This is a genomic window from Pseudomonas sp. NFR02 (genome assembly GCF_900119375.1).
GTDB lineage: Bacteria > Pseudomonadota > Gammaproteobacteria > Pseudomonadales > Pseudomonadaceae > Aquipseudomonas > Aquipseudomonas paracarnis.
The window spans coordinates 98,612-123,454 of record NZ_FPJJ01000007.1 but is presented as its reverse complement, the minus strand read 5'-3'; the positions used below and the strand labels follow the sequence as shown (position 1 = coordinate 123,454).

The following is a 24,843-nucleotide window of genomic DNA, read 5'->3' as shown; positions in this document are numbered from 1 at the left end:
GAGTGCTCCAATGCCTGATTACCGCTCGAAAACATCCACCCACGGCCGCAACATGGCCGGCGCGCGCGCACTGTGGCGTGCCACGGGGATGAAAGATGACGACTTCAAGAAGCCGATCATCGCGATTGCCAACTCGTTCACCCAGTTCGTGCCGGGCCATGTCCATCTCAAGGACCTGGGCCAACTGGTCGCCCGCGAGATCGAACGCGCCGGTGGCGTGGCTAAAGAATTCAACACCATCGCCGTGGACGACGGCATCGCCATGGGCCATGACGGCATGCTGTATTCCCTGCCGAGCCGCGAGATCATCGCTGACTCCGTGGAGTACATGGTCAACGCCCACTGCGCCGACGCCATTGTGTGCATCTCCAACTGCGACAAGATCACCCCCGGCATGTTGATGGCTGCCTTGCGCCTGAACATCCCGGTGATCTTCGTCTCCGGCGGGCCGATGGAAGCCGGCAAGACCAAACTCGCCTCCCACGGCCTCGACCTCGTCGACGCCATGGTGATCGCCGCCGACTCCAGCGCTTCTGACGAGAAGGTCGCCGAATACGAGCGCAGCGCCTGCCCGACCTGCGGTTCGTGCTCCGGCATGTTCACCGCCAACTCGATGAACTGCCTGGTGGAAGCCCTGGGGCTCGCCTTGCCGGGCAACGGCTCCACATTGGCCACTCACAGCGACCGCGAACAGCTGTTCCTGCAGGCCGGCCGTACCATCGTCGAGCTGTGCAAGCGCTACTACGGCGAGAACGATGAGTCGGTGTTGCCGCGCAATATCGCCAACTTCAAGGCGTTCGAAAACGCCATGACCCTGGACATCGCCATGGGCGGTTCCACCAACACCATTCTGCATTTGCTGGCTGCCGCCCAGGAAGCCGAGATCGACTTCGACCTGCGCGACATCGACCGCTTGTCCCGTCACGTGCCACAGCTGTGCAAAGTCGCGCCGAACATCCAGAAGTACCACATGGAAGACGTGCACCGCGCCGGCGGGATCTTCTCGATCCTCGGCTCCCTGGCCCGTGGCGGCCTGCTGCACACCGACCTGCCAACCGTGCACAGCAAGTCCATCGCCGAAGGCATCGCCAAATGGGACATCACCCAGACTGACGACGAAGCCGTGCACACCTTCTTCAAGGCCGGCCCGGCCGGTATCCCCACCCAGACCGCGTTCAGCCAGTCGACCCGCTGGGACACCCTGGACGACGACCGTGAAAACGGCTGCATCCGCAGTGTCGAGCACGCCTACTCGCAAGAAGGCGGCCTGGCCGTGCTGTACGGCAACATCGCCCTCGACGGCTGTGTGGTGAAAACGGCAGGTGTGGATGAATCCATCCACGTTTTCGAAGGCCGCGCCAAGATCTACGAAAGCCAGGACAGCTCGGTACGCGGCATCCTCGCGGACGAAGTCAAGGAAGGCGATATCGTGATCATCCGCTACGAAGGCCCTAAAGGCGGCCCGGGTATGCAGGAGATGCTTTACCCCACGTCCTATCTGAAATCCAAAGGCCTGGGCAAAGCCTGCGCCCTGCTGACCGACGGCCGTTTCTCCGGCGGCACGTCGGGCCTGTCCATCGGCCACGCTTCGCCGGAAGCTGCTGCCGGCGGCGCGATTGGCCTGGTGCAGGATGGCGACAAGGTGCTGATCGACATTCCGAACCGCTCGATCAACCTGTTGATCAACGATGAAGAACTGGCAGCACGCCGGGTTGAGCAGGACAAGAAAGGCTGGAAGCCGGTGGAGAAGCGCCCGCGCAAAGTCACCACCGCGTTGAAGGCCTACGCGTTGTTGGCCACCAGCGCCGACAAGGGTGCGGTGCGCAACAAAGCCATGCTCGACGGCCTGTAAGCCCCGCGCATAAAAAAGCCCCGCCAGGTGCGGGGCTTTTTTTGTCTGCAGAAATTCCCCAAGACATTGGAGATCAAATGTGGGAGCTGGCTTGCCTGCGATTGCATCACCTCGGAGTACATGAAGTACCGAGGTGTCTGCATCGCAGGCAAGCCAGCTCCCACAGTGACTGCACTTCGACTTAAGGCTCTTTACTGAATCTCCTCCGGTTTCACGATCACCCAGTTCTTGTCCGCCGTCACCGGCAACCCTTCCTTGGCTTGCGCCGCCGCGTGCTTGGCGATCATGCCGTTGAGTTGGGTCATGTACTTGTCTTTGCGGTTGATCCACAGGTGGATGCCGCCCTTGGCCACGTCCACATCGTGGAACAGCATGTAGCCATCGCTGGTCGGTGTGTCACCGCCGACAATCACTGGTTTTTTCCATTCGTCGATGTAGGTGAGGATCGCCGCGTGCTTACCGGCCATCCAGGTCGCCGGGGTCCACAGGTAGGGGGTCAGTTCCAGGCCGAGGTTGCTCTTCTCGTCATACTTGCCGGCAGTGATCTGTTTGCGTGCGGTGGTCAGCTCGCCGGTCTTGCGGTCCTTGAGCATCGTGGTCACGCCGATGACGTTCTCGGGTTTGACGTTGTAGCCGTACTTCGGATCAGCCGCGACCATGCGCACCAGCTCCTCGGACGCGGCGGTCATCACATAGACCTCGATGCCGTTTTCCATCAGTTTGTTGTACAGCTCGGCCTGGCCGGTGAAGACTTTCGGCGGCTGTACCTCGGATTTTTTCACCACGTCGCCTTCGAAATAGCTGACCGGCACGGGCTTGCCGGAGGCCATCAGTTCGTCGACCTGCACTTTGAGTTCCTTGAGGGTGAAGCCGGAAAAAATCTGCGCAACCCAGGGGTAGCAGACCATGTCGTCGACTTCGCACAGGCGATAGTAGTAGCTGAACAGACTTTCCTTGTGGTCGGCGGTGTCTTTGAAGGGGATAAGCTTGAGCGAAGGGTCCATGGTTTCGCGGGTGATCAGGCCCTTGTTTTCCATGAACGGCAGCAGCGACTCTTCAAGGTCATAGCGGTAGCTGGTGTTGTCCATGTCGAACACCGCGTAGTTACCCTTGTTGGCATTGGCGGCGATCATTTCGTTGAGTTGTTTGGCGGCAGGTGCCGGCCAGTGTTTCAACTCGGTGGCGGCAAACGCCTGGCTGGCGAGCCCGAGGCAAAAGGCGGCGGATACCAATAGTTTCGGCGCGAGCTTCATAGGCGTTGTCTCCCTCAAGTGAAAGACATCGACGCTAACAAATCCGTATGACAGTTATCGCCCGAGCGCGACCAGGGACGTCGTGATCACGCCAAGGGCATACGCCTGAGCGTCAAATGCTTATTCCAAAAACGACAGTCCCCATTCCATATCGGTATTAAATCAATATATTTCAAGCTGTTAGGCTTCCCGGTTCGCAATCGCAGGCTCACGCGATTGGCTGCTTTCTCAACGGAGCTTCAATGAATCTGCCCCTGATTCTCAATTTATTGGTGTTCGTGGCCCTGTTGCTGGGCCTGGCACAAACTCGCCGTACTAACTGGAGCCTGGCCAAGAAGGTGCTGTTCGCCCTGGTGCTGGGCGTGCTGTTCGGCGCGGCGTTGCACACGATCTATGGCGACGGCAACCCGGTGCTCAAAGCCTCCATCGGCTGGTTTGACCTGGTCGGCAACGGCTATGTGCAGCTGCTGCAAATGATCGTGATCCCGCTGGTGTTCGCCTCGATCCTCAGTGCCGTGGCGCGCCTGCACAACGCCTCGTCCCTGGGCAAGATCAGCTTCCTGACCATCGGCACGCTGCTGTTCACCACGGCCATCGCGGCGCTGATCGGCATCGGCCTGACCAACCTGTTCGGCCTCACCGCCGAAGGCTTGGTGGCCGGCACCCAGGAAATGGCGCGCCTGCAAGTGATCCAGAGTGATTACGCTGGCAAGGTTGCCGACCTGAATATCCCGCAGTTGCTGCTGTCGTTCGTGCCGGCCAACCCGTTCGCCGACCTGGCCCGGGCCAAGCCGACGTCGATCATCAGCGTGGTGATTTTCGCCGCGTTCCTTGGAGTTGCCGCGCTGCAACTGCTCAAGGACGACGTGGAAAAAGGCCAGAAAGTCCTTAACGCCATCGACACCCTGCAAGCCTGGGTGATGCGCCTGGTGCGCCTGGTGATGAAGCTGACCCCCTACGGCGTGCTGGCGCTGATGACCAAAGTGGTCGCCGGTTCCAACCTGCAAGACATCATCAAGCTGGGCAGTTTCGTGGTGGTGTCGTACCTGGCCCTGGGCCTGATGTTCGTGGTGCACGGCCTGCTGCTGTCCCTGGCCGGGATCAACCCGCTGCGCTTCTTCCGCAAGGTGTGGCCGGTACTGACCTTTGCCTTTACCAGCCGCTCCAGCGCTGCAAGCATCCCGCTGAGCATTGAAGCGCAGACCCGTCGCCTGGGCATTCCGCAATCCATCGCCGGTTTCGCCGCCTCGTTTGGCGCGACCATCGGCCAGAACGGCTGCGCCGGTCTTTACCCTGCCATGTTGGCGGTGATGGTCGCGCCGACCGTGGGCATCAACCCGCTGGACCCGCTGTGGATCGCAACCCTGGTGGCGATTGTGACCTTGAGTTCGGCGGGCGTTGCCGGCGTAGGCGGCGGTGCGACCTTTGCCGCGCTGATCGTGCTGCCCGCCATGGGCTTGCCGGTGTCACTGGTGGCGCTGTTGATTTCCGTGGAACCGCTGATCGACATGGGCCGCACGGCGTTGAACGTCAATGGTTCGATGACGGCGGGGGCGATTACCAGCCAGATCATGGGGCAGACGGATAAGGCCTTGCTGGATGCCGATGAGCATGCCGAGTTAGCGCAGGTCTGATAGACCGCTATAGCAGGCAAGCCAGCTCCCACATTTGAATGTATTCACACATCAAACTGTGGGCGCTGGCTTGCCTGCGATGCTTTTAGGCTTTTTCCCACACTTCGAAGTTGTAGGCCGGCTTATCACCTTCAGCCGGATTCTCGACATTCGACACCAGCTTCCACTGGTTCATATCAAACTCTGGAAACCACGCATCCCCTTCCGGGCTCAGCGCCACGCGGGTCAGGTACAAGCGATCGGCCTGTTCCAGCCCCTGCGCATACAACTGCGCGCCGCCGATCAGCATCAGCTCGTCCACGCCTTGCGCCTTGGCCCACTCCTCAGCCCGCTCTACCGCTGCGTCCAGTGACGGAAACACTTGCGCACCTTCCAGCACAAGATCGGTCTGACGGCTGACCACCAGGTTCAAGCGCCCCGGCAGCGGTCGGCCCAGGGAGTCCCAGGTCTTGCGCCCCATGATGATCGGCTTGCCGAGCGTGGTGGCCTTGAAATATTTGAAATCCCCCGGCAAATGCCAGGGCATGCTGTTGTCGACGCCGATCACACGGTTTTCACCGAGGGCTGCGATCAGGCTTAAAGGGAGTGTTTTTTTCATGGCGACGAGAATACCAGAGCGGCGAGCCAGCGGTTATGCTCCAACCTCATCAACTCGACAGGACGGCGCGTGACTGCACTGAACCCGCTGCACAGACTTTGGCTGACAGAAACCGTGCGCCTGCGCGAAGAACACGCCGGCCCCCTGGAAGACCTGGAAGCCAACCGCCTGGCCCGCACCGCCGGGGGCGACCTGCCCTCGCGCATCCAGCAGCGTGCGCTGCACCTGGCCGAGCGCGATGGTTTGGCCGCCGCGCTCAGCCGCTGGCTGCAAGGCGCACGCCTGGCCCTGGTGTTACTGGCGGTGGTCGCCGTCATCAGTGGCGCCGGTTTGGCGTTCGCCGCGCTGGGCAATGGCCTGGCCCCGGTGAATGTGTTCTGGGCCTTGGGCAGCCTGCTCGGCCTGAACCTGATCTTGCTGATCAGTTGGGCCCTGGGCCTGCTGTTTGCCGGTGAACACAGCGCCAGCCTTGGCCGGCTGTGGTTGTGGCTCAGCGAGAAACTGGCGCGTGACGCCAAGGCCGCGCAACTGGCCCCAGCATTGTTGCTGTTGCTGCAACGGCAAAAACTCAATCGCTGGGCGGTGGGTGTGCTGGTCAACAGCTTGTGGTTGCTGGCCTTGCTCAGCGCCCTGGTGATCCTGCTGACCCTGCTTGCCACCCGCCGCTACGGGTTTGTGTGGGAAACCACCATACTCGGCGCCGATACCTTTGTCGCCGTGACCCAGGCCCTTGGCACACTCCCGGCGCTGCTCGGTTTCAATGTGCCCAGCGTGGAGATGATCCGCGCCAGCGGCGACTCCGCGCTGAATATCGAAAGCGCCCGCCAGGCCTGGGCGGCCTGGCTGGTGGGCGTGTTGCTGGTCTACGGCCTGCTGCCGCGGTTGATCCTTGCCTTGCTGTGCCTGTGGCGATGGAAACGCGGGCGCGCAGCGTTGCGCCTGGACCTCAACCTGCCCGGCTACGCCCAACTGCGCGAACGCCTGATGCCCAGCAGCGAGCGCCTGGGGGTCAACGATGTGGCGCCCGAACACCTGCACCCGATCAGCGGCGGCGCAAGTGAGCTGCAGAGTGATGGCGCCTTGCTGGTCGCCATCGAACTCGACGACCAACACCCTTGGCCCCCTAAACTGCCTGCCAACGTCAAGAACGCCGGCATCCTCGACAGCCGCGAATCACGCCACAAACTGCTGGAGCAACTCAGCCGTTTCCCACCCGCGCGCCTGGCCATCGCCTGTGACCCGCGCCGCTCGCCCGACCGTGGCAGCCTGGCGCTGATCGCCGAGCTGGCACGCAGCGCCACCGACACCCGCGTATGGCTGCTGCAGGCACCACCGGGCCAGGCGCTGGACGCCGAGCGCCTGGGCGACTGGCATGCCGCGTTGCAACAGCTTGAAGTGTCGTTTGCCGATTGTGCGCCGCTGAGCTGGCTGGAGACCGGTCATGACTAAACCGCTGAAACTCGCCGTGGTCGGCCATACCAACGTGGGCAAAACCTCACTGTTGCGCACCCTCACCCGCGATGTCGGCTTTGGCGAAGTGTCCCACCGCCCCAGTACCACGCGACATGTGGAAGGTGCGCGCCTATCGGTAGATGGCGAAGCCTTGCTGGAGCTGTACGACACCCCCGGCCTGGAAGACGCCATCGCCCTGCTCGATTACCTGGAGCGCCTCGACCGCCCCGGCGAACGCCTGGATGGCCCTGCGCGGCTGGCGCGTTTCCTGGAAGGCAGCGAGGCGCGCCAGCGTTTCGAACAGGAAGCCAAGGTGTTGCGCCAGTTGCTGGCCTCCGATGCCGGCCTGTACGTGATCGACGCCCGGGAGCCGGTGCTGGCCAAGTACCGCGACGAGCTGCAAGTGCTGGCCAGTTGTGGCAAGCCGTTGTTGCCGGTGCTCAATTTCGTCAGCAGCAGCGACCACCGCGAACCGGACTGGCGCGAAGCCCTGGCCCGCCTTGGCCTGCATGCGCTGGTGCGTTTCGACAGCGTGGCACCGCCCGAAGACGGCGAACGCCGGCTGTATGAAAGCCTGGCCCTGCTGCTGGAAAACTCACGGCCGCAGTTGGAACGCCTGATCCTCGATCAAGAAGCCCAGCGCCAGGCCCGCCAGCAAAGCGCCGCCCGCTTGATCGCCGAACTGTTGATCGACTGCGCGGCCTGCCGTCGCAGTGTCCTCACCGAAGATGAGCAGCAAGCCATCGGCGATTTGCGCAAAGCGGTGCGCCAACGGGAACAAAAGTGTGTTGATGCCCTGCTCAAGCTGTACGGCTTTCGCCCACAGGACGCGGCGGCCAGCGACCTGCCGCTACTGGATGGGCGCTGGGGCGACGACCTGTTCAACCCCGAAACCCTCAAGCAACTGGGCGTGCGGGTGGGTGGCGGGATCGCCGCCGGCGCAGCCGCCGGTGCGGGCGTGGACCTCCTGGTCGGCGGCCTGACGCTGGGCGCTGCTGCCCTGGCGGGCGCGATTGCCGGCGGTGCGCTGCAAACCGCGCGCAGCTACGGCAGCCGCCTGATGGGCAAGATCAAGGGCCAACGCGAACTCACCGTCGATGACAGCGTGCTGCGCCTGCTCGCCCTGCGCCAGCGCCAGTTGCTCAAGGCCCTGAACCTGCGCGGTCATGCGGCAATGCACAGCATCAAGGTCGACACACCCCAGGACAAAACCTGGCGCGAGGGCAAACTGCCCGACGCCTTGAACAAGGCCCGCGCCTATCCGCAATGGTCGTCCCTCAATCCCCACGCCAAACTAAGCCAGGCCGAGCGTCAAGAACAGGTCGAAGCCCTTGCCATGCGCCTCGACGAGACCTAAGCAGTCATCAGCACCTGCCGGGCCTTGGCCTTAAGCACCTCAAGGTCCAGCACCGGCACCTGCATTTGCTTGGCCTGCTCGTCCCAGTGGCGCATACGCAAGCTCACGGCATACAACGGGTCTTGCTCAAAGGTCCGAGCCTCTTCTGCGCTCATGACGCCGCCTTGGTAAGCCAGAGTGCGACGGCTGGCTTCGCTCAAGCGGGCGAAATAGTCCGGTTGGCTGAAGGTCAGGTAACGCTTGGCCTGGACGTGGTATTCCACCAGCCTGGCCAGGCGTTCGCTGAAGCCTGCCCGGCGCAGGTAATCGGCGCCCAGCCGCTCGTGGCTGACCACGCCATAACCGCCCATGTTCGCGCCGCCCTGGCCGCAGAGATGGCCGATGTCGTGGAAAAACGCCGCCAGCACCACCTCGTCGTCAAAACCTTCGGCCATGGCCAATTGCGCGGCCTGGGACATGTGCTCGATTTGCGACACCGGCTCGCCGATGTAGTCAGCCGTGCCATGTTGCTCGTACAAGCCAAACACCTGGTCAATCGCCTGTTCCGGGCTCATCGCGTCGCGCCCCACAGTGTGCTGATATTACGCTCGGCCATCGCCGGCCCCACGCTCATCCCTACGCCGGTGTGCATCAAGGCAGCGCTGACGCCAGGTGCCGCCTGCACAAACGAAAACGGCCCAGGCCCGCGCGAACCGTAGACGCCCTGCCAGCGCTCCACCACTTGGACCTTGCAACCCAGGGTCTGTTGCGCCAGTTCGATCAGCCAGTCATCCACCTGCTCGGCGTTGAAGGGCGACGGATCGCTGTCGTAATGGTGGGAGTCACCGATGATCAACTCGCCATGGGGCGTAGGGCTGATCAACAGGTGAATGCCGTGCTCGTGCAGGTACGGCGTTTCGCGCAAGATCTGCGCCTGCACGGCGGCCGCTTCCGGCAGGTCGGCAAAGGCGCCGTAGTGCACGCAGCTCAAGCCGGTGAGCAAGGCATGTTGCAGGTTCAGGTTGAGCACTGGCCGGGCGCGCAGCATTTGCAGGTGACAGGTTTGCGGGTTGAGCGCGGCGATGGCGTCGGCCAGCAGGGTTTGATAGTCGTGGCCGGAGCAAACAATGATCTGCTCGCCGCGAAAGCGGCCTGCCGTGCTGTGCAACTGGCCCGGTTCAACCTCGCGCACCAGGGTAGAGAAGTGAAACTCCACGTTAAGCGCCTGGCTCAGGTAATGGATCAGCGCCGGGATGGCCTCGCGGGAATACAGTTGCTGGTCGTCCTTGCCATGCAGTGCGGCGCGGTGATGGCGGAACTGGCCGGCGTACAGGTCGTTCATGACAGCGCCCTGCAGCAGCTCGACGTTGTAGCCGTGCTCCCGCGCGCGCCCGGCGCAGAAGGCTTCGAGCAGATGCTCTTCGGCTTCGGTGCGGGCGAACAGGTACGAGCCATTGCGTTTGAGCGCCAGGCCCGCCGCTTGCGCCCACTGGCCCCATATTTCGCGGCTTTCCCGCGCCAGGTCGAGCATTGGCCCTGGTGGTTGACCGGTGACCAGCGCCTGGCCGAAGTTGCGCACTGAGGCGCCCAATGGCGTGGCGCTGCGCTCGAACACCTTGACCTTGAGGCCGCGCCTGGCGGCGGCATAGGCGTGGGAGAGACCGAGGATGCCGGCGCCGACGACTAACAGATCACTACTCATACTGTCCTCTGGTTCCCGCGCTCCGCGTGGGAATCCATCCGGTGACGCTCCGCGTCACGACCTTTAAAAGCGGACGCGGAGCGTCCAGAGCGGCGTTACCACGCGGAGCGTGGGAACGATCGGTTACTGTTTTTCCGACTTGCCGTCATAACGCTTACGCCATTCGGCCAAGATGCTGTCACGGTTCTTGGAAGCCCAGACAAAGTCGTTCTTGATCAACCGTTGCTCATAGTCGGCCGGCAATTCGGTCTGTGGCTTGGCGATTCCCGGTTGCGCGAGCACGGCGAAGTTGTCCTTGTACAGATCCATCGCCGCGGTGCTGGCGGAGAAGTCAGCGAGTTTTTTCGCCGCCTCGGCATGGGCCGTGCCTTTGATCACGGCGGTGGCTTCGATGTCCCAGCCCAGGCCTTCCTTGGGCAGGATGATGTCCAGCGGCGCGCCCTGGCGCTTGAGCTGAACCGCCGGGTATTCGAAAGAAATACCAATCGGAAACTCACCGGACGCCGCCAACTTGCACGGCTTGGAGCCGGAGTGAACGTACTGGCCGATGTTCTGGTGCAAGTCGTCCATGTACTGCCAGCCTTGCTTCTCGCCGAAGGTCTGGAGCCAGGCGCTGACATCCAGGAAGCCGGTGCCTGAAGACGCCGGGTTAGGCATCACGATCTTGCCCTTGTATTCGGGCTTGGTCAGGTCCTGCCAGCTCACCGGTTTGGTGAGGCCCTGCTTCTCGGCTTCGACGGTGTTGAAGCAGAGGGTGGCGGCCCACACGTCCATGCCGACCCAGGCCGGAGGGTTGGCGGCGTCGCGGTAGTTTTTGCCGATCTTGTCCAAGTCCTTGGGCGCGTAGTTGTCGAGCATGCCTTGCTGATCGAGGATCGCCAGGCTGGAGGCGGCCAGGCCCCACACCACGTCAGCCTGGGGGCGGTCTTTCTCGGCCAGCAGTTTGGCGGTGATGATGCCGGTGGAGTCGCGCACCCACTTGATCTCGACGTCGGGGTTGGCCTGTTCGAAAGCTTTTTTGTAGGTCTTCAATTGTTCGGCTTCAAGGGCCGTGTACACGGTCAACTCGGTCTTGGCGAAGGCATTCAGACTGAATGCCGTGAGGACTGCAGCGACCAGCGCCAGGGGCTTGAACATGGAGCACCTCCTTCAGGGATGTTTTATTGGCCAGGTGCGCGCTGGCGCCAGGCTTGGGAGCGGCGCAGCGCGCCACGTGAGGCCCACGCCAGCAGCAGCGAGACGCTGGCCGAAGTGAACAAGATCAGGGTCGACATGGCCGCCGCACCGCCCACATTGCCGGCGTCGTCCATGTTCAGCACGGCGACGGCGGCGAGGATGGTGTCGGGGCTGTAGAGGAAAATCGCGGCGGACACGGTGGTCATCGCCGAGACAAACAGGTAGCGCAGGATGTCCAGCAGCGCCGGCAGACAGATCGGCACCGTGACGCGCAGATAATGGCGGTACAACGGTGCCTTGAGGGACAACGCGGCGGCTTCGAACTCGGCGTCCAACTGGCGCAAGGCGGTGGTCGCAGTCATCTGCGCGGTGGTCAGGTAGTGCGCAATGGTGCACACCACCAGCAACGCCATGCTGCCGTACAACACATGCAGCGGGTTGCCGTTGAGGTTGAAGAAGAACACGTAGCCCAGCCCCAGGACCAGGCCCGGCACGGCCATCGGCACGAAGCTGAGCATGCGCAGCGCCAGGTTGAGGTTCTTCTGGCCCTTGGTCTTTTCCATCAGGTAGGCGCCGGTGAAAATCAGCACGCTGCCGATCAACGCGGTGCACAGCGCCATGGTCAGGCTGTTGCGATAGGCCAACCAGCCGCCGCCGGCGGTGTCTTCGAACTGGTAGTGGTTGAGCGACAGCGACAGGTTGTACGGCCAGAATTTCACCAGCGAGGAGTACACCGCCATGCCGAACACCAGCAGCAACGCCGCGCAGATCAGCAGCACGATGGCCAGGTAGCAGCCGTCGCGCAGCCGCGATGGCGCTGGCTGGAACACCTGGGCGCGGCCGCTCATCGCGTCGCCATGCCGACGGCGCAACCAGGCATCCACGCCAAAGCTGAACAGCGCCGGCAGCAGCAACACCATGCCGATCAACGCGCCGCGACCGAACTGTTGCTGGCCCACCACCGCCTTGTAGGCCTCCAGCGCCAGCACCTGGTAATCACCGCCCACCACCACCGGTACCCCGAAGTCGGTGATAGTCAGGGTGAACACCAGGCAAAACGCGGCGAACACCGCCTGGCGCGTGGCCGGCCAGGTAATGCTGCGAAACGCCCGGGCCGGGCTGGCGCCCATGCTCGAAGCGGCGTCGAACAAACGCGCATCCGCCAGGGACAACGCCGACAGCAAAATCATCAAGGCATGGGGAAAGGTGTAGATCACCTCACCGAGCACAATGCCCCAGAACCCATAGATATTCTCCGAGAACAAGCCGCGCAGCAGGCCCTGGTTGCCGAACAGATAAACCAGGGCAATGCCCGGCAGCATCGACGGCGCCATCAACGGCAGCAAGGACAGGCCGCGCCAGGTGGACTTGCCGGGGATCAGCGTGCGTTGCAGGGCATAGGCAAACAAGTAGGCCAGCGGCACGACGATGGCCGCCACACTGAGGGAAACTTTCAGGCTATTGCCCAGCAACCAGTGGAAGTTGGCGCTGCTCAGCAGTTCGCGCGCGGCCACCAGCCCACCGCCCTGCCCGGCTTCGCTGCTGAAGCCGCGCCAGAAGATCGCCAACAGCGGCAACAGCACCGCCACCACTAACAGGCCCAGCCAGAGCCACTTGCCGCCGACCACGAAGAGGCGGTCGCCCCACTCGGCGCGGGACACCTGGCGCGGTACCGGCAATGTCATCACCGCCCCCATCTCAGGCAAACACCTGCAGGCTGCGCGGCGGCAACGCCACCCAGATGTCCTGGGCGCCCAGGCGCGGCATCGCTTCCGGCGCCAGTTCAGCCAGCAACGGATGGCCCGGCAATTGTTCCAGCTCAAAGCTCATGCGGCAGCGGTTGCCGAGAAAGGTGATCTCGCGAACCTTGGCCGGGAACAGGTTTTCTTCATGCACCGGCGGGTTGACGCAAATGGCTTCGGGGCGGCAGAACAAGCGGCCGGACTGGGCGACACCCGCATCCTCAGCCAGGCGCATGTTCAACCCACCCACCTGGGCATGGCTGGCGCTGTTACGGCTGAACGGCAACCAGTTGCCCTGGCCGACAAACTCCGCCACGAACGGCGTGGCCGGGCGGTCGTAGATTTCCTGAGGCGTGGCGTACTGCTCGACCTTGCCGTTATTCATCACGGCAATGCGGTCGGCCATCAACATGGCTTCGTCCTGGTTGTGGGTCACCATCAAGGTGGTGATACCCAAGCGCCGCTGCAGTTGACGCAGCTCGGTGCACAGGTGCTCGCGCACCCGGGCATCGAGGGCCGACATCGGCTCATCCAACAGCAATAACGACGGCGCCGGCGCCAGTGCGCGGGCCAGGGCGACGCGCTGTTGCTGGCCGCCGGAGAGTTGGCCGGGGTACTTCTTTTCGCTGCCCACCAGGCCCACCAGCTCAAGCATCTGCGCGACCCGCTTGCGCACTTCATCGCGGCCGCTGCCGGTGAGGCCGTAGCCGATGTTCGCTTCAACGCTGAGGTTGGGAAACAACGCATAGGACTGGAACAGGATGCCGTAGTCCCGCGCCTGGGGTGGCAGCAGGGACACGTCGCGCTCGCCCAGGTAAAGCTCACCGCTGTCCTGGCGCTCCAGGCCGGCGATGCAGCGCAGCAGCGTGGTCTTGCCACAGCCGGACGGGCCCAGCAGGCACACCAGCTCGCCGGCGGCGACGTCCAGGGAGACGTTGTCCAGCGCAGTGAAGGCGCCAAAGCGTTTCTGGATTGCGCGCACTTTCATCGGTGCGCCGGGTTGGGTCAGGGCTGTGTGCATGGTGGCACCTCATCGAACGGATGAAGGCCATGCTAGGGAGGGAATGCGTAGCGGGTGTGGCAGGAAGGCAAAACGGGGTGATAGTGGTATTGGTGGATTTGTGTAGGACTCATGATCGTTCCCACGCTCTGCGTGGGAATGTCTCTAGTGACGCTCCGCGTCACGGACGCGGAGCGTCCTGGGCGGCGTTCCCACGCGGAGCGTGGGAACGATCAGAGGGGTGACATTTCCTGGGCCAGGCCAAGGAAAGCCGCCGGCAGGCGCGCACCTTTGCGCTCCTTGAGGCAATACAGATACTCCGGAATCTGCGGTGCATTCTCGATGGTCAGCACGCGCAACTGCGGGTCATGGGGCACTTCCTGGCGGGCGATGATGCTGATGCCGATGTTGCGCAGCACCGCCTCGCGAATCGACTCACGGCTGCCAATCTCCAGCAACGGCCCGTACCCCACGCCGGCGTTCTTCAACATCTCTTCCGTCAGCCGGCGGGTGGTGGAGCCCGCTTCACGCATCAGCAAGGTGTGCCCGATAAGCGCGCTCAACGGTACGTGATCGAGCTTGGCCAACGGGTGATTGCGGTGCACCGCCAGCACCAGCGGATCCGTGCCCAGCACGCGGCGGATCAGACGGGCATCTTCCAGCAATTGCGATGAGGCCGCGACATCGACGCGGTAATCGTCCAACGCCTCAAGCACCTGTTGGGAATTGCCGATTTCCACCGACACGTCCACCTGGGGCAGGCGCTCGCGAAAGGCTTTGACCAGATCGAGGATGTAATACGGCGCCGTTGCTGCAATTCTCAGCGCACCCTGGACCTGGCCGTTGTTGCGCAGGAAAAACTCGATATCCGCTTCCTGCTGCAACAGCGCCTTGACCATCGGCAACAGCCGCGCGCCTTCGTCGCTGACGGTGAGGCGGCGGCCGCCACGGTAGAACAACTCGACGCCGTAGTGGCCTTCGAGGTTGCGAATCTGGGTGGTCACCGTGGGCTGGCTCAAGCCGAGTTTCTTCGCCGCCTGGGTAATGCTGCCCAGGCGGGCGACCATGAAAAACGCCTTTAACTCAGCACTCAGCACACCACCCTCTCATCCGCTATTTGCGCACCAGGCGCAGGCCATTGAACACCACCAGCAGGCTCACGCCCATGTCGGCGAAGACCGCCATCCACATGGTCGCCATGCCCATGAACGTGACGGCCAGGAAGATCGCCTTGATCACCAGCGCCAGGGCGATGTTCTGCTTGAGGATACTCGACGTTTGCCGCGACAACCGAATGAAAGCCGGAATCTTGCGCAAATCATCGTCCATCAGCGCCACGTCGGCGGTCTCGATAGCGGTATCGGTGCCCGCTGCGGCCATGGCAAAGCCGATCTCGGCACGAGCCAGGGCCGGGGCGTCGTTGATACCGTCACCGACCATGCCCACCCGATGGCCCTGGCCGTAGAGGGTTTCGATGGCTTGCAGCTTGTCGGTGGGCAACAGGTCGCCCTGGGCCTGGTCGATACCCACCTGGGCCGCAATGGCCTTGGCAGTGTGGGTGTTGTCGCCAGTGAGCATCAGAGTCTTGATGCCCAGGTCGTGCAACTGCTGAATGGCTTCGCGGCTGCTCTCCTTGACCGTGTCGGCCACGGCAAACAGCGCCAGCGGGCCAGACTTGTCCAATAGCAACACCACGGACTTGCCTTGTTTTTCCAAAGCAAAGAGTTTCTCTTCCAAGGCCTCGGAACACAGACCGAGGTCTTCCACCAGGCGGTGGTTACCCAGGTGATAGGTCTGGCCGTTGATATCACCCCGCACACCGCGCCCGGCCAAGGCTTCGAAGTTATCCACAGCGTGAGTCGACAGGTTTTTATCCACAGCTGCGTTGGCAATCGCCAGGGACACCGGGTGATCGGAGCGCGATGCCAAGCTGGCCGCCAGGGCCGGCGCGCTGTCTTCGATGTTCGGGAACAGCGGCAGGTAGTCGGTTTGCACCGGTTTGCCGTGGGTGATGGTGCCGGTCTTGTCGAGGGCCAGGTAGTCGAGCTTGTAGCCGCCCTCCAGGTACACGCCGCCCTTGATCAGGATGCCTTTGCGCGCCGCTGCCGCCAGGCCGCTGACAATGGTCACCGGGGTGGAGATCACCAAGGCACAAGGGCAGGCCACCACCAGCAGCACGAGGGCGCGGTAGATCCAGTCAAACCACACGCCCGCCATGAACAGCGGCGGAATCACCGCCACACCGAGGGCAAACAGGAAGACAGCCGGGGTGTAGACCTTGGAGAAACTGTCAACAAAGCGCTGGGTTGGCGCCCGTGCCCCTTGAGCCTGTTCCACGGCGTGAATGATCCGCGCCAGCGTGGAGTTGTTGGCCGCGGCGGTGACCTTGTACTCCAGGGCGCCGGCCTGGTTGATGGTGCCGGCAAACACTTTATCGCCCACGGTTTTTTCTATCGGCAGGCTTTCCCCGGTGATCGGTGCCTGGTCGATGGTGGACTGGCCGGCCGTGACTTCCCCGTCGAGCCCGATGCGCTCGCCAGGCTTTACCCGCACAATCGCCCCAAGATCAATGCTTTTGACCTCCTGTTCCAGCCAGGAACCGTCAGCCTGGCGCACCGTGGCCTGTTCCGGAGTCATCTGCATCAGGCCGCTGATGGCGTTGCGCGCACGGTCCAGGGACTTGGCCTCGATCAACTCGGCCACGGTGAACAGGAACATCACCATCGCCGCTTCGGGCCACTGGCCAATCAGGATCGCGCCCGTCACCGCGATGCTCATCAAGGCATTGATATTGAGGTTGAAGTTCTTCAGGGCAATCCAGCCCTTCTTGTAGGTGGTAAGGCCGCCGCTGAGAATCGACACCAACGCCACCAGCGCGATTACCCAGGTGGGCGCCACACCAGTGAAGTGCAGCACTTCGGCCCCCAGGGCACCCACGCCCGACACCGCCAGCGGCCACCAATGTTTCTTGGCGGGCGGCGCGGCGGCAGGGCTGCCTTCTTCGATAGGGTCGGCCTGCATGCCGATGGACTTGATTGCCTCAATGATCGGCGCGGTGTTCGGCAGGTCATGGGTGACGCCGAGGATGCGGTTGATCAGGTTGAATTCCAGTTGCTGCACGCCAGCGAGCTTGCCCAGCTTGTTCTGGATCAGCGTCTGCTCGGTAGGGCAGTCCATGGCCTCGATACGGAAGGTGCTCAGGCGCGAGCCGGCGGTGGGCGCCTCGCTCAGGGTCACGATGGCAGGCCCGGCAGCGCCGGAGCAGCAGGAGCCGGAATGGCCGTGGTTATCCACAGGCGTGAGTTTGGCGGGCCCATGGTCATGTTTGTGATCATGACCGTGATCGTGATCGTGATCATGCTTGTGGTCGTGCTTGTGCGGGGTATGAATGGAGTGGCTCATCAGGTCGCGTCCGTAAAGGTGCCTGTTGCCAAGTAAAGACCCTGTAGCCACTATAGGGTCAAGCGCCCATTTGGAGATTGCTGCGATGAAGATCGGCGAACTGGCCAAACTCACCGATTGCCCGGTGGAAACCATCCGTTATTACGAGAAGGAAAACCTGCTGCCGCCCCCGGCACGCACCGACGGCAACTACCGCGTGTACACCCAGGCGCACACCGAGCGGCTGACCTTTATTCGCAACTGCCGCAGCCTGGACATGACCCTCGAAGAAATCCGCAGCCTGCTGGGTCTGCGCGACAGCCCCCAGGACCAATGCGAAAGCGTGAATGCCTTGATCGACGAGCATATCCACCATGTGAAAGCGCGGATCGACGGGTTGTTGGCCTTGCAGGAACAACTGCTGGACCTGCGCCAACGTTGCGGCGGTGGGAACCAGTGCGGGATCTTGCAGCAGTTGGAAGTCAGCGGCGGGATTGCGGCCAGCGAGGCCGAGCCTTCGCATGTGGGCAGAAGCCACGGCCATTAACTCAAGCGAACACCAAACCTATGTGGGAGCTGGCTTGCCTGCGATAGCGGCGGGCCCGCGACATTGATGTCGCCTGACACTGCGCTATCGCAGGCAAGCCAGCTCCCACAGTTTTTCACCGAGTAAGGCTTTAGATAGCTACGTCGGCCTTGATGCTTGGGTCGGCGTCGTAGCCCACAATCTCAAAATCTTCGAACTTGTAGTCGTAGATCGACGCAGGCTTACGCTTGATCACCAGTTCCGGCAGTTTTTTCGGCGTACGCGCCAACTGGGTCTGGATCTGTTCCATGTGGTTGCTGTAGGCGTGGGTGTCGCCCGTGGTGACGATGATCTCGTGGGGGATCAGGTCGCACTGCTGGGCCAGCATGTGGGTCAGCAACGCCAGCGCGGCAGTGTTGTACGGCAGCCCCAGGAATACGTCGGAGCTGCGGATATACAGCTGCATCGACAGATGGCCGTCATGCACGAACGCCTGGTACAGCAAATGGCACGGCGGCAGGGCTTGCTTGCCGTTACGCGCGTTTTCCTGCGGGCTCTGGGTTTCGTCCGGCAGGTATTCGACGTTCCAGCCGTGGAACAGGATGCGGCGGCTGTTGGGGTTGGTCTTGAGCGTGTGCACCATGTAGTCGATCTGGTTGATCGTGCCGCCGTCCTTGGTCGGCCAGGCGGTCCACTGCTCGCCGTAGACCGGGCCCAGGTCGCCGTCTTCGGTGGCCCACTCATCCCAGATCTTCACGCCATTTTCGTTGAGCCACTTGATGTTGGTATTGCCGCTCAACATCCAGATCAGTTCGTTGGCGATGCTTTTGAAGTGCAGCTTCTTGGTGGTCAGCAGCGGGAAGCCGTCGGCCAGGTTATGCCGATACTGACGCGCAAACACAGCCTTGGTGCCGGTGCCCGTACGGTCGCCCTTGGTCAGGCCATTGGTCACGACGTCCTGCAGCAGTTCGAGATATTGCTTCATGTTTTTACCCGTATCGTTGAAGCCAAGACCTCCTGGTCTTGGCATTCGAATTTAAAGCGCGGCGTTCTTCAGCGGCTGCGGGCGATTGTACGCCCACCACAGCATGCCCAGGCCCGCCAGGATCATTGGCAAGCTAAGCACCTGACCCATGGTCAGCCAGCCCCATGCCAGGTAGCCCAACTGCGCATCCGGTACCCGTACGAATTCGACGATAAAGCGGAAAATCCCGTAGAACAGCGCGAACATGCCCGACACGGCCATGGTTGGGCGTGGCTTGCGCGAGAAGATATAGAGAATAAGGAACAGCGCCACACCTTCCAATGCGAACTGGTACAGCTGCGACGGGTGGCGCGGCAGTTGCGCCGGGTCGCTGAACGGCGGGAACACCATCGCCCACGGCACGTCGGTCGGCTTGCCCCACAGCTCGGCGTTGATAAAGTTACCAATGCGCCCAGCACCCAGGCCGATCGGCACGAAGGGGGCGACGAAGTCCATCAGCTGGAAGAACGACTTGCCATTGCGCCGGCCAAACCACCAGGCGGCGATCATCACGCCGATAAACCCGCCGTGGAACGCCATGCCGCCCTTCCACACTTCGAAGATCAGGGTCGGGTTGGCGAGATACGCAGACAGGTCGTAGAACAGCACATACCCCAGGCGCCCGCCGACGATCACCCCCATCGACATCCAGAACACCATGTCGGAGAGCTTCTCCTTGGTCCAGGTCGGGTCGAAACGGTTCAGGCGCCGGGAAGCCAACAGCCAGGCGCCGCCGATGCCGATCAGGTACATCAACCCGTACCAATGGATTTTCAGCGGACCGATGGCCAGGGCCACCGGGTCGATCTGCGGGTAAGGCAGCATTGCGACTCCTCGTTAAAACATTTAGTCATGACGCACCGGACCATGCCGATGTGCGATTAAGCCTGCGTTACAGCGGCGAGATCAAATTAAGAAGTTCACATACACGCCAAATAGCCCGGCATGTTAACGGATCAGAGGTGCACGGCCCAACTTCGAGACGATGGAACACCGGCGCGTCTGTGGGTAGAGTGGCAAAAACACAAAAGGGGTCACCCAATGTGCCTGATTGTTTTCGCCTGGCGACCGGGCCATGCCCTGCCGCTGATCGTCGCGGCCAACCGCGATGAGTTCTACGCCCGCCCCAGCCTGCCGCTGGCCCAGTGGGCGGATGTGCCCCAGGTTTATGCCGGTCGCGATCAGGAGGCCGGGGGCACCTGGCTGGGGGTGAACGCGGATGGGCGCTTTGCCGCCTTGACCAACATCCGCGACCCGCACCAGCCACCGGCACGCAAGTCTCGCGGCGAACTGGTTGCGCGGTTTCTCAGCGGTTCGCTGCCGATCGACGATTATTTGGCCGATGTGAACGGCCGCTCGATTGAATATGCCGGGTTCAACCTGCTGGTGGGCACGCGGGATGAGCTGTGGCACTACAACGCCAATGACACCGAGCCGACGTTGCTGAAGGCTGGCGTGTATGGATTAGCCAATGCCGGGCTGGATACGCCCTGGCCGAAGCTAGTGAAGGCCAAAGCAGCGTTCAGCGCCGTGCTGGAGAACCCCGAGCCTGAGGCACTGCTGGGGATTCTCAGCGACCCGCAGACCGCGCCGTTTGCTGAGCTGCCGGACACCGGCGTAGGCCTGGCGACCGAAAGCCTGCTGTCGAGCGTGTTTATCGCCAGCCCCAGTTATGGGACACGGGCGAGCACAGCGCTGATCGTGAATGCCGATGGGACGCGGCGGATGCTGGAGCGCAGCTTTGGCCCGCACGGGGGGCGGCTGGGTGAGGTGGACCTGATGTTTTAGCGCTGCTTGGACCACCGCTATCGCAGGCAAGCCAGCTCCCACAGGGGAATGCATTCCACAGGTGGGAGCTGGCTTGCCTGCGATGAAGGCGCCTGGGTCTTTGATCGTTCCCACGCTCTGCGTGGGAACGCCTCTTGTGACGCTCTGCGTCACGCTCTAAAAGCCGACGCGGAGCGTCCAGGGCTGCCTTCCCACGCAGAGCGCGGGAACGATCTGCTAGAAGCTCGCTCCTACAGGGTTTTGGCCGAGGCCGGGTTGATCATCCGGGTCAACCCCAGGTTTTTCAGCGCCAATTGCAGCGAGCTGTGGATAACTTGCGGGTTGTCGATGGTCATCAACTCGGCGAGCAAATCCTTGGCCCTGCTCAATTCCACCTGGCGCAGCATCCACTTCACTTTCGGCAAGTTGGTGGCGTTCATCGACAGGCTGTCAAAGCCCATCGCCATCAACAGCACCGCCGCCGCCGGGTCGCCGGCCATTTCGCCGCAGATACTCACCGGCTTGCCTTCGGCATGGGCGTCGCGCACCACGTGTTGCAGCGCTTGCAGCACCGCCGGGTGGAGGTAGTCGTAGAGGTCGGCCACCCGTGGGTTGTTACGGTCCACGGCCAGCAGGTACTGGGTCAGGTCGTTGGAGCCTACCGACAGGAAGTCCACCTGCCGCGCCAGCTCCTTGGCCTGGTACACCGCCGCCGGTATTTCGATCATCACGCCAATCGGCGGCATCGGCACATCGGCGCCTTCATCGCGCACTTCGCCCCACGCGCGGTGGATCAGGTGCAGGGCTTCTTCCAGCTCATGGGTGCCGGAGATCATCGGCAGCAGGATGCGCAGGTTGTTCAAGCCCTCGCTGGCCTTGAGCATGGCGCGGGTCTGGACGAGGAAGATTTCGGGATGGTCGAGGGTAACGCGAATACCGCGCCAGCCAAGGAAGGGGTTGTCTTCCTTGATGGGGAAATAGGACAGTGACTTATCGCCGCCAATATCCAGGCTGCGCATCGTCACCGGTAACGGGTGGAAGGCTTGCAATTGCTCGCGATAAATCGCCAGCTGCTCCTTCTCGCTCGGGAAACGCTGGTTGATCATGAACGGCACTTCGGTGCGGTACAGACCCACCCCTTCGGCGCCGCGCTGTTGCGCACGGGCTACATCCGCAAGCAGGCCGGTGTTGACCAGCAGCGGTACGCGGTGGCCATCGGGGGTCACACACGGCAGCTCGCGCAGCGAATCCAGGCCCTGGGCCAGTTGCTTCTCTTCTTCCACCACCTCGGCGTATTGCTTGCGCAGCACGTCGCTGGGGTTGGTGAACACCTCGCCGCGATGCCCATCGACGATCATGTCGATGCCGTCGACCTTGGAGTACGGCAGGTCCACCAGGCCCATCACCGTCGGGATACCCATGGCCCGGGCCAGGATCGCCACGTGGGAGTTACCCGAACCCAATACCGAAACCAAGCCCACCAACTTGCCTTCAGGCACTTCGCCAAGCTGGGTGGCGGTCAACTCTTCACTGACCAGAATGGTGTTATCGGGGAAGACCATGTTGGTGCTGCGGTCTTCCTGCAGGTACGCCAACAGACGTCGCCCCAGGTCGCGTACATCCGATGCGCGCTCGCGCAGGTAGGCGTCGTCCATCATTTCGAAACGGTTGACGTGATCGGTGACCACCTGGCGTAACGCGCCCTGGGCCCACTGGCCGGTCTTGATCACAGTCTTGACTTCGTTACCCAGGGACGCGTCGTCGAGCATCATCTGGTACACGTCGAACAGCGCACGCTCTTCGGGGCGCAGCTGGGTGGCCAGCTTGGTCGACAGGTTGCGCATGTCGGCGCGCACGCCTTCGAGGGCGGTCTTGAACAGTTTGATTTCGGCGTCGATGTCACTGACGGTCTTGTCCGGCACCACATCGAGGTCGGCGGGCGGCAGCATGACCACCGCGGTACCCACCGCAGCGCCTGGCGAACCCGGTACGCCGACGAACTTGGCTTCCTGGATACCCTTGCCCTGGCGCCCCAGGCCGCGAATCGAGCCGGTCGCTTCGGCGTGGGCGATAACCCCGGCCAGTTGCGCGCTCATGGTCACCAGGAAGGCTTCTTCGCCTTCGTCGAACTGGCGACGCTCTTTTTGCTGGATAACCAATACGCCGACAACGCGGCGGTGGTGAATGATCGGCGCACCAAGGAACGAGGCGTAGCGCTCTTCGCCGGTTTCGGCAAAGTAGCGATAACGCGGGTGATCGGCCGCGTTCTCGAGGTTCAGGGGTTCTTCACGCGTCCCCACCAGGCCCACCAGACCTTCATTGGGCGCCATGCTGACCTTGCCGATGGAGCGCTTGTTCAAGCCCTCCGTGGCCATCAGCACAAAACGGTTGGTCTCGGGGTCCAGCAGGTAAACCGAGCAGACCTGGCTGCCCATGGCTTCCTTGACGCGCAACACAATAATCCCCAACGCCGCCTTGAGATCCTTGGCGGAGTTAACTTCCTGGACGATCTTGCGCAGCGTATTGAGCATGGCTCGGGGTCGAACTCCGTCGTCAGTCGCGCGCTAAAAGGCGCGGGGCAAGCTCTTTGAGAGCGCGACGATAAACCTCGCGCTTGAATGTCACCACCTGGCCCAACGGATACCAATAGCTGACCCAGCGCCAGCCATCGAACTCCGGTTTACCGGTCAAATCCATCCGCACCCGCTGCTCGTTGGAGATCAGGCGCAAAAGAAACCATTTCTGCTTCTGGCCGATGCACAGCGGTTGGCTGTGGGTACGCACCAGGCGTTGCGGCAAACGATAGCGCAACCAGCCACGGGTACAGGCCAGAATTTGTACATCTTCGCGCTCAAGGCCGACTTCTTCGTTCAACTCACGGTACAAGGCGTCTTCAGGGGTTTCGTCGGGGTTGATTCCACCTTGAGGAAACTGCCAGGCATCTTGGTTGATTCGGCGAGCCCATAGCACCTGTCCGGCATCATTCGTCAGAATAATGCCGACATTAGGACGGAAACCATCGGGGTCGATCACGGCAACAACCTCGCAAACGCATGTCGCCGCATTGTTCCACAAAGGTTGTTCCAGCGGCAACGAGGCTTCTTACCTTATGTGCACTCTTGTGAAAAGACCGTATTCTGGACGCCTTTTTACAGACTTTTCAGCGAGTAACTGCAATGCGCCTGGCTTTATTCGACTTGGACAATACCCTTCTGGGCGGTGACAGCGATCACGCCTGGGGCGATTACCTGTGTGAACGCGGGATTCTCGACGCGGTAGCCTACAAGGCCCGCAACGACGAGTTCTACCAGGACTACCTGGCCGGGCGGCTGGATAACGCCGCCTACTTGAACTTCTGCCTGGAAATCCTCGGCCGCACCGAGATGGCCCAGCTGGACGCGTGGCACAACGACTACATGCGCGACTGCATCGAGCCCATCATGCTCCCCAAGGCCGTTGAACTGCTGGCCAGGCACCGCGCCGCCGGTGACAAGCTGGTGATCATCACCGCCACCAACCGCTTCGTCACCGCGCCGATTGCCGCCCGCCTGGGCGTCGAGACCCTGATCGCCACCGAATGCGAAATGGTGGATGGCCGCTATACCGGGCGCAGTACCGATGTGCCGTGCTTTCGCGAGGGCAAGGTGACGCGTTTGAACCGCTGGTTGGAAGAAACCGGGCATAGCCTGGAAGACAGCTACTTCTACAGCGATTCGATGAATGATTTGCCGTTGCTGGAGCAGGTAACGCACCCGGTGGCAGTGGATCCGGATCCGAATCTTCGTGCTGAGGCCCAGAAACGGGGTTGGCCGGTGATTACGCTGCGCAGCTGACAACGCTATCGCAGGCAAGCCAGCTCCCACATTTTGACCCTGTTTTCATGTTGGAATCCGGTCAAGTGTGGGAGCTGGCTTGCCTGCGATGAAGCCAACGCGGTGGCGGCGTTACCACGCAGAGCGTGGGAACGATCACTCTTATACCGGCTTGGCGCCCATAAGCCCGGCAATCGCCACAAACCCCACCAGGCTGACCACCGCCAGCACCAGGGTGAAATTCAGGCTCCCGCCCTCGCCCTTGCGCAGCCGATTGAGCCGCGCCACCAGCCAGAACCAGGCCAGCGCCGCCACGGTGTAGAGGATGCTGGAGCCCAAGATCCAGGTTTGCCCCAATGGCCAGCCGAGCAGGTGCACCAGCCACCAGCCGGTGAAGGGCATGCTCACCAGGCAAATCCCCATCAGCAGCCATACAAATGCCCAGGGGCGCTGCACGGTCGCGGCCGGGCCGGCGCTGCGTTTACGCCACGCCAATACCGCCAGGCCCAGGCCGCTGAGCAGCAGCAATACGGTGGCGGTGATGTGGATCACCTTGAGGGTGGTCAGCGTTTCCATGGTCTCTATTCC

At 62.4% G+C, this 24,843-nt stretch carries 21 protein-coding genes; 7 read left to right on the top strand and 14 right to left on the bottom strand.

Going from position 1 to position 24,843, the window contains the following annotated elements; genetic code table 11:
* Positions 1-10 precede the first annotated feature (10 nt).
* Positions 11-1,852 (top strand): dihydroxy-acid dehydratase, encoded by a 1,842-nt coding sequence (gene ilvD, locus BT199_RS20460; RefSeq protein ID WP_072435366.1) that lies wholly within the window; start codon positions 11-13, stop codon positions 1,850-1,852.
* Positions 1,853-2,043: 191 nt separating this feature from the next.
* On the opposite strand, the gene BT199_RS20455 is transcribed toward ilvD, so the two are convergent.
* Positions 2,044-3,105 (bottom strand): HAD family hydrolase, encoded by a 1,062-nt coding sequence (locus tag BT199_RS20455; protein WP_014720351.1) that lies wholly within the window; start codon positions 3,103-3,105, stop codon positions 2,044-2,046.
* Between the two features lie 242 nt (positions 3,106-3,347).
* On the opposite strand from BT199_RS20455, the gene BT199_RS20450 reads away from it, so the two are divergent.
* The gene (locus tag BT199_RS20450; protein ID WP_014720352.1) at positions 3,348-4,739 is read left to right on the top strand and encodes an L-cystine transporter; all 1,392 of its coding nucleotides are present in this window, start codon (positions 3,348-3,350) and stop codon (positions 4,737-4,739) included.
* 85 nt (positions 4,740-4,824) lie between these two features.
* Here BT199_RS20450 and BT199_RS20445 read toward each other — a convergent pair whose 3' ends face one another.
* Positions 4,825-5,337 (bottom strand): dihydrofolate reductase, encoded by a 513-nt coding sequence (locus tag BT199_RS20445; RefSeq protein WP_019817767.1) that lies wholly within the window; start codon positions 5,335-5,337, stop codon positions 4,825-4,827.
* Positions 5,338-5,406: 69 nt separating this feature from the next.
* Between BT199_RS20445 and BT199_RS20440 the strand changes: the two genes are divergently transcribed.
* Positions 5,407-6,786 carry a DUF2868 domain-containing protein gene (locus BT199_RS20440; RefSeq protein WP_072435365.1) on the top strand — a complete coding sequence of 460 codons (1,380 nt, stop codon included), beginning with the start codon at positions 5,407-5,409 and terminating at the stop codon, positions 6,784-6,786.
* Positions 6,779-8,146, top strand: coding sequence for a DUF3482 domain-containing protein (locus BT199_RS20435; RefSeq protein ID WP_019817769.1), 1,368 nt, complete (start codon positions 6,779-6,781; stop codon positions 8,144-8,146). Before BT199_RS20440 ends, BT199_RS20435 begins: the two co-directional genes overlap by 8 nt.
* On the opposite strand, the gene BT199_RS20430 is transcribed toward BT199_RS20435, so the two are convergent.
* From BT199_RS20430 to BT199_RS20395, 7 genes are all read right to left on the bottom strand, one after another.
* Positions 8,143-8,700, bottom strand: a complete 558-nt coding sequence (locus tag BT199_RS20430) for a phosphonate degradation HD-domain oxygenase (protein WP_038451874.1) — start codon at positions 8,698-8,700, stop codon at positions 8,143-8,145. The two genes, BT199_RS20435 and BT199_RS20430, sit on opposite strands and share 4 nt — an antisense overlap.
* On the bottom strand, positions 8,697-9,827 hold the full coding sequence (locus tag BT199_RS20425) for a TIGR03364 family FAD-dependent oxidoreductase (protein WP_072435364.1): 1,131 nt from the start codon (positions 9,825-9,827) through the stop codon (positions 8,697-8,699). The genes BT199_RS20430 and BT199_RS20425 overlap by 4 nt, the downstream gene beginning before the upstream one ends.
* A 123-nt stretch (positions 9,828-9,950) precedes the next feature.
* Complete coding sequence (locus BT199_RS20420) at positions 9,951-10,964, bottom strand: putative 2-aminoethylphosphonate ABC transporter substrate-binding protein (protein WP_060766847.1); 1,014 nt, start codon at positions 10,962-10,964, stop codon at positions 9,951-9,953.
* 23 nt (positions 10,965-10,987) lie between these two features.
* Positions 10,988-12,700: a putative 2-aminoethylphosphonate ABC transporter permease subunit gene (locus BT199_RS20415; protein WP_072435363.1), complete on the bottom strand. Its 1,713-nt coding sequence runs from the start codon at positions 12,698-12,700 to the stop codon at positions 10,988-10,990.
* Position 12,701: 1 nt separating this feature from the next.
* On the bottom strand, positions 12,702-13,766 hold the full coding sequence (locus BT199_RS20410; RefSeq protein WP_003195180.1) for a putative 2-aminoethylphosphonate ABC transporter ATP-binding protein: 1,065 nt from the start codon (positions 13,764-13,766) through the stop codon (positions 12,702-12,704).
* A gap of 212 nt (positions 13,767-13,978) precedes the next feature.
* Entirely contained in the window at positions 13,979-14,842 is an 864-nt protein-coding gene (locus BT199_RS20400) for a LysR family transcriptional regulator (RefSeq protein WP_014720360.1), read from the bottom strand.
* A gap of 16 nt (positions 14,843-14,858) precedes the next feature.
* Positions 14,859-17,147: a heavy metal translocating P-type ATPase gene (locus BT199_RS20395; protein WP_072435361.1), complete on the bottom strand. Its 2,289-nt coding sequence runs from the start codon at positions 17,145-17,147 to the stop codon at positions 14,859-14,861.
* Positions 17,148-17,232: 85 nt separating this feature from the next.
* Between BT199_RS20395 and cadR the strand changes: the two genes are divergently transcribed.
* Complete coding sequence (gene cadR / locus BT199_RS20390) at positions 17,233-17,673, top strand: Cd(II)/Pb(II)-responsive transcriptional regulator (protein WP_003195185.1); 441 nt, start codon at positions 17,233-17,235, stop codon at positions 17,671-17,673.
* 130 nt (positions 17,674-17,803) lie between these two features.
* Here the strand turns inward: cadR and BT199_RS20385 are convergent, their stop codons facing one another.
* Together BT199_RS20385 and lgt are read right to left on the bottom strand one after the other, a co-directional pair.
* On the bottom strand, positions 17,804-18,637 hold the full coding sequence (locus BT199_RS20385) for a thymidylate synthase (protein ID WP_014720362.1): 834 nt from the start codon (positions 18,635-18,637) through the stop codon (positions 17,804-17,806).
* 51 nt (positions 18,638-18,688) lie between these two features.
* Complete coding sequence (lgt, locus tag BT199_RS20380; RefSeq protein WP_003195189.1) at positions 18,689-19,501, bottom strand: prolipoprotein diacylglyceryl transferase; 813 nt, start codon at positions 19,499-19,501, stop codon at positions 18,689-18,691.
* Between the two features lie 216 nt (positions 19,502-19,717).
* On the opposite strand from lgt, the gene BT199_RS20375 reads away from it, so the two are divergent.
* Positions 19,718-20,464 carry an NRDE family protein gene (locus tag BT199_RS20375; RefSeq protein ID WP_072435360.1) on the top strand — a complete coding sequence of 249 codons (747 nt, stop codon included), beginning with the start codon at positions 19,718-19,720 and terminating at the stop codon, positions 20,462-20,464.
* A gap of 230 nt (positions 20,465-20,694) precedes the next feature.
* On the opposite strand, the gene ptsP is transcribed toward BT199_RS20375, so the two are convergent.
* On the bottom strand, positions 20,695-22,974 hold the full coding sequence (ptsP, locus tag BT199_RS20370) for a phosphoenolpyruvate--protein phosphotransferase (protein ID WP_014720364.1): 2,280 nt from the start codon (positions 22,972-22,974) through the stop codon (positions 20,695-20,697).
* A gap of 22 nt (positions 22,975-22,996) precedes the next feature.
* The gene (locus BT199_RS20365) at positions 22,997-23,476 is read right to left on the bottom strand and encodes an RNA pyrophosphohydrolase (protein ID WP_003176750.1); all 480 of its coding nucleotides are present in this window, start codon (positions 23,474-23,476) and stop codon (positions 22,997-22,999) included.
* A gap of 143 nt (positions 23,477-23,619) precedes the next feature.
* Between BT199_RS20365 and BT199_RS20360 the strand changes: the two genes are divergently transcribed.
* Complete coding sequence (locus BT199_RS20360) at positions 23,620-24,276, top strand: histidinol-phosphatase (RefSeq protein ID WP_054917040.1); 657 nt, start codon at positions 23,620-23,622, stop codon at positions 24,274-24,276.
* A 141-nt stretch (positions 24,277-24,417) separates the two neighbouring features.
* Here the strand turns inward: BT199_RS20360 and BT199_RS20355 are convergent, their stop codons facing one another.
* The gene (locus tag BT199_RS20355) at positions 24,418-24,831 is read right to left on the bottom strand and encodes a DUF2269 family protein (protein WP_014720366.1); all 414 of its coding nucleotides are present in this window, start codon (positions 24,829-24,831) and stop codon (positions 24,418-24,420) included.
* Positions 24,832-24,843: the final 12 nt, after the last annotated feature.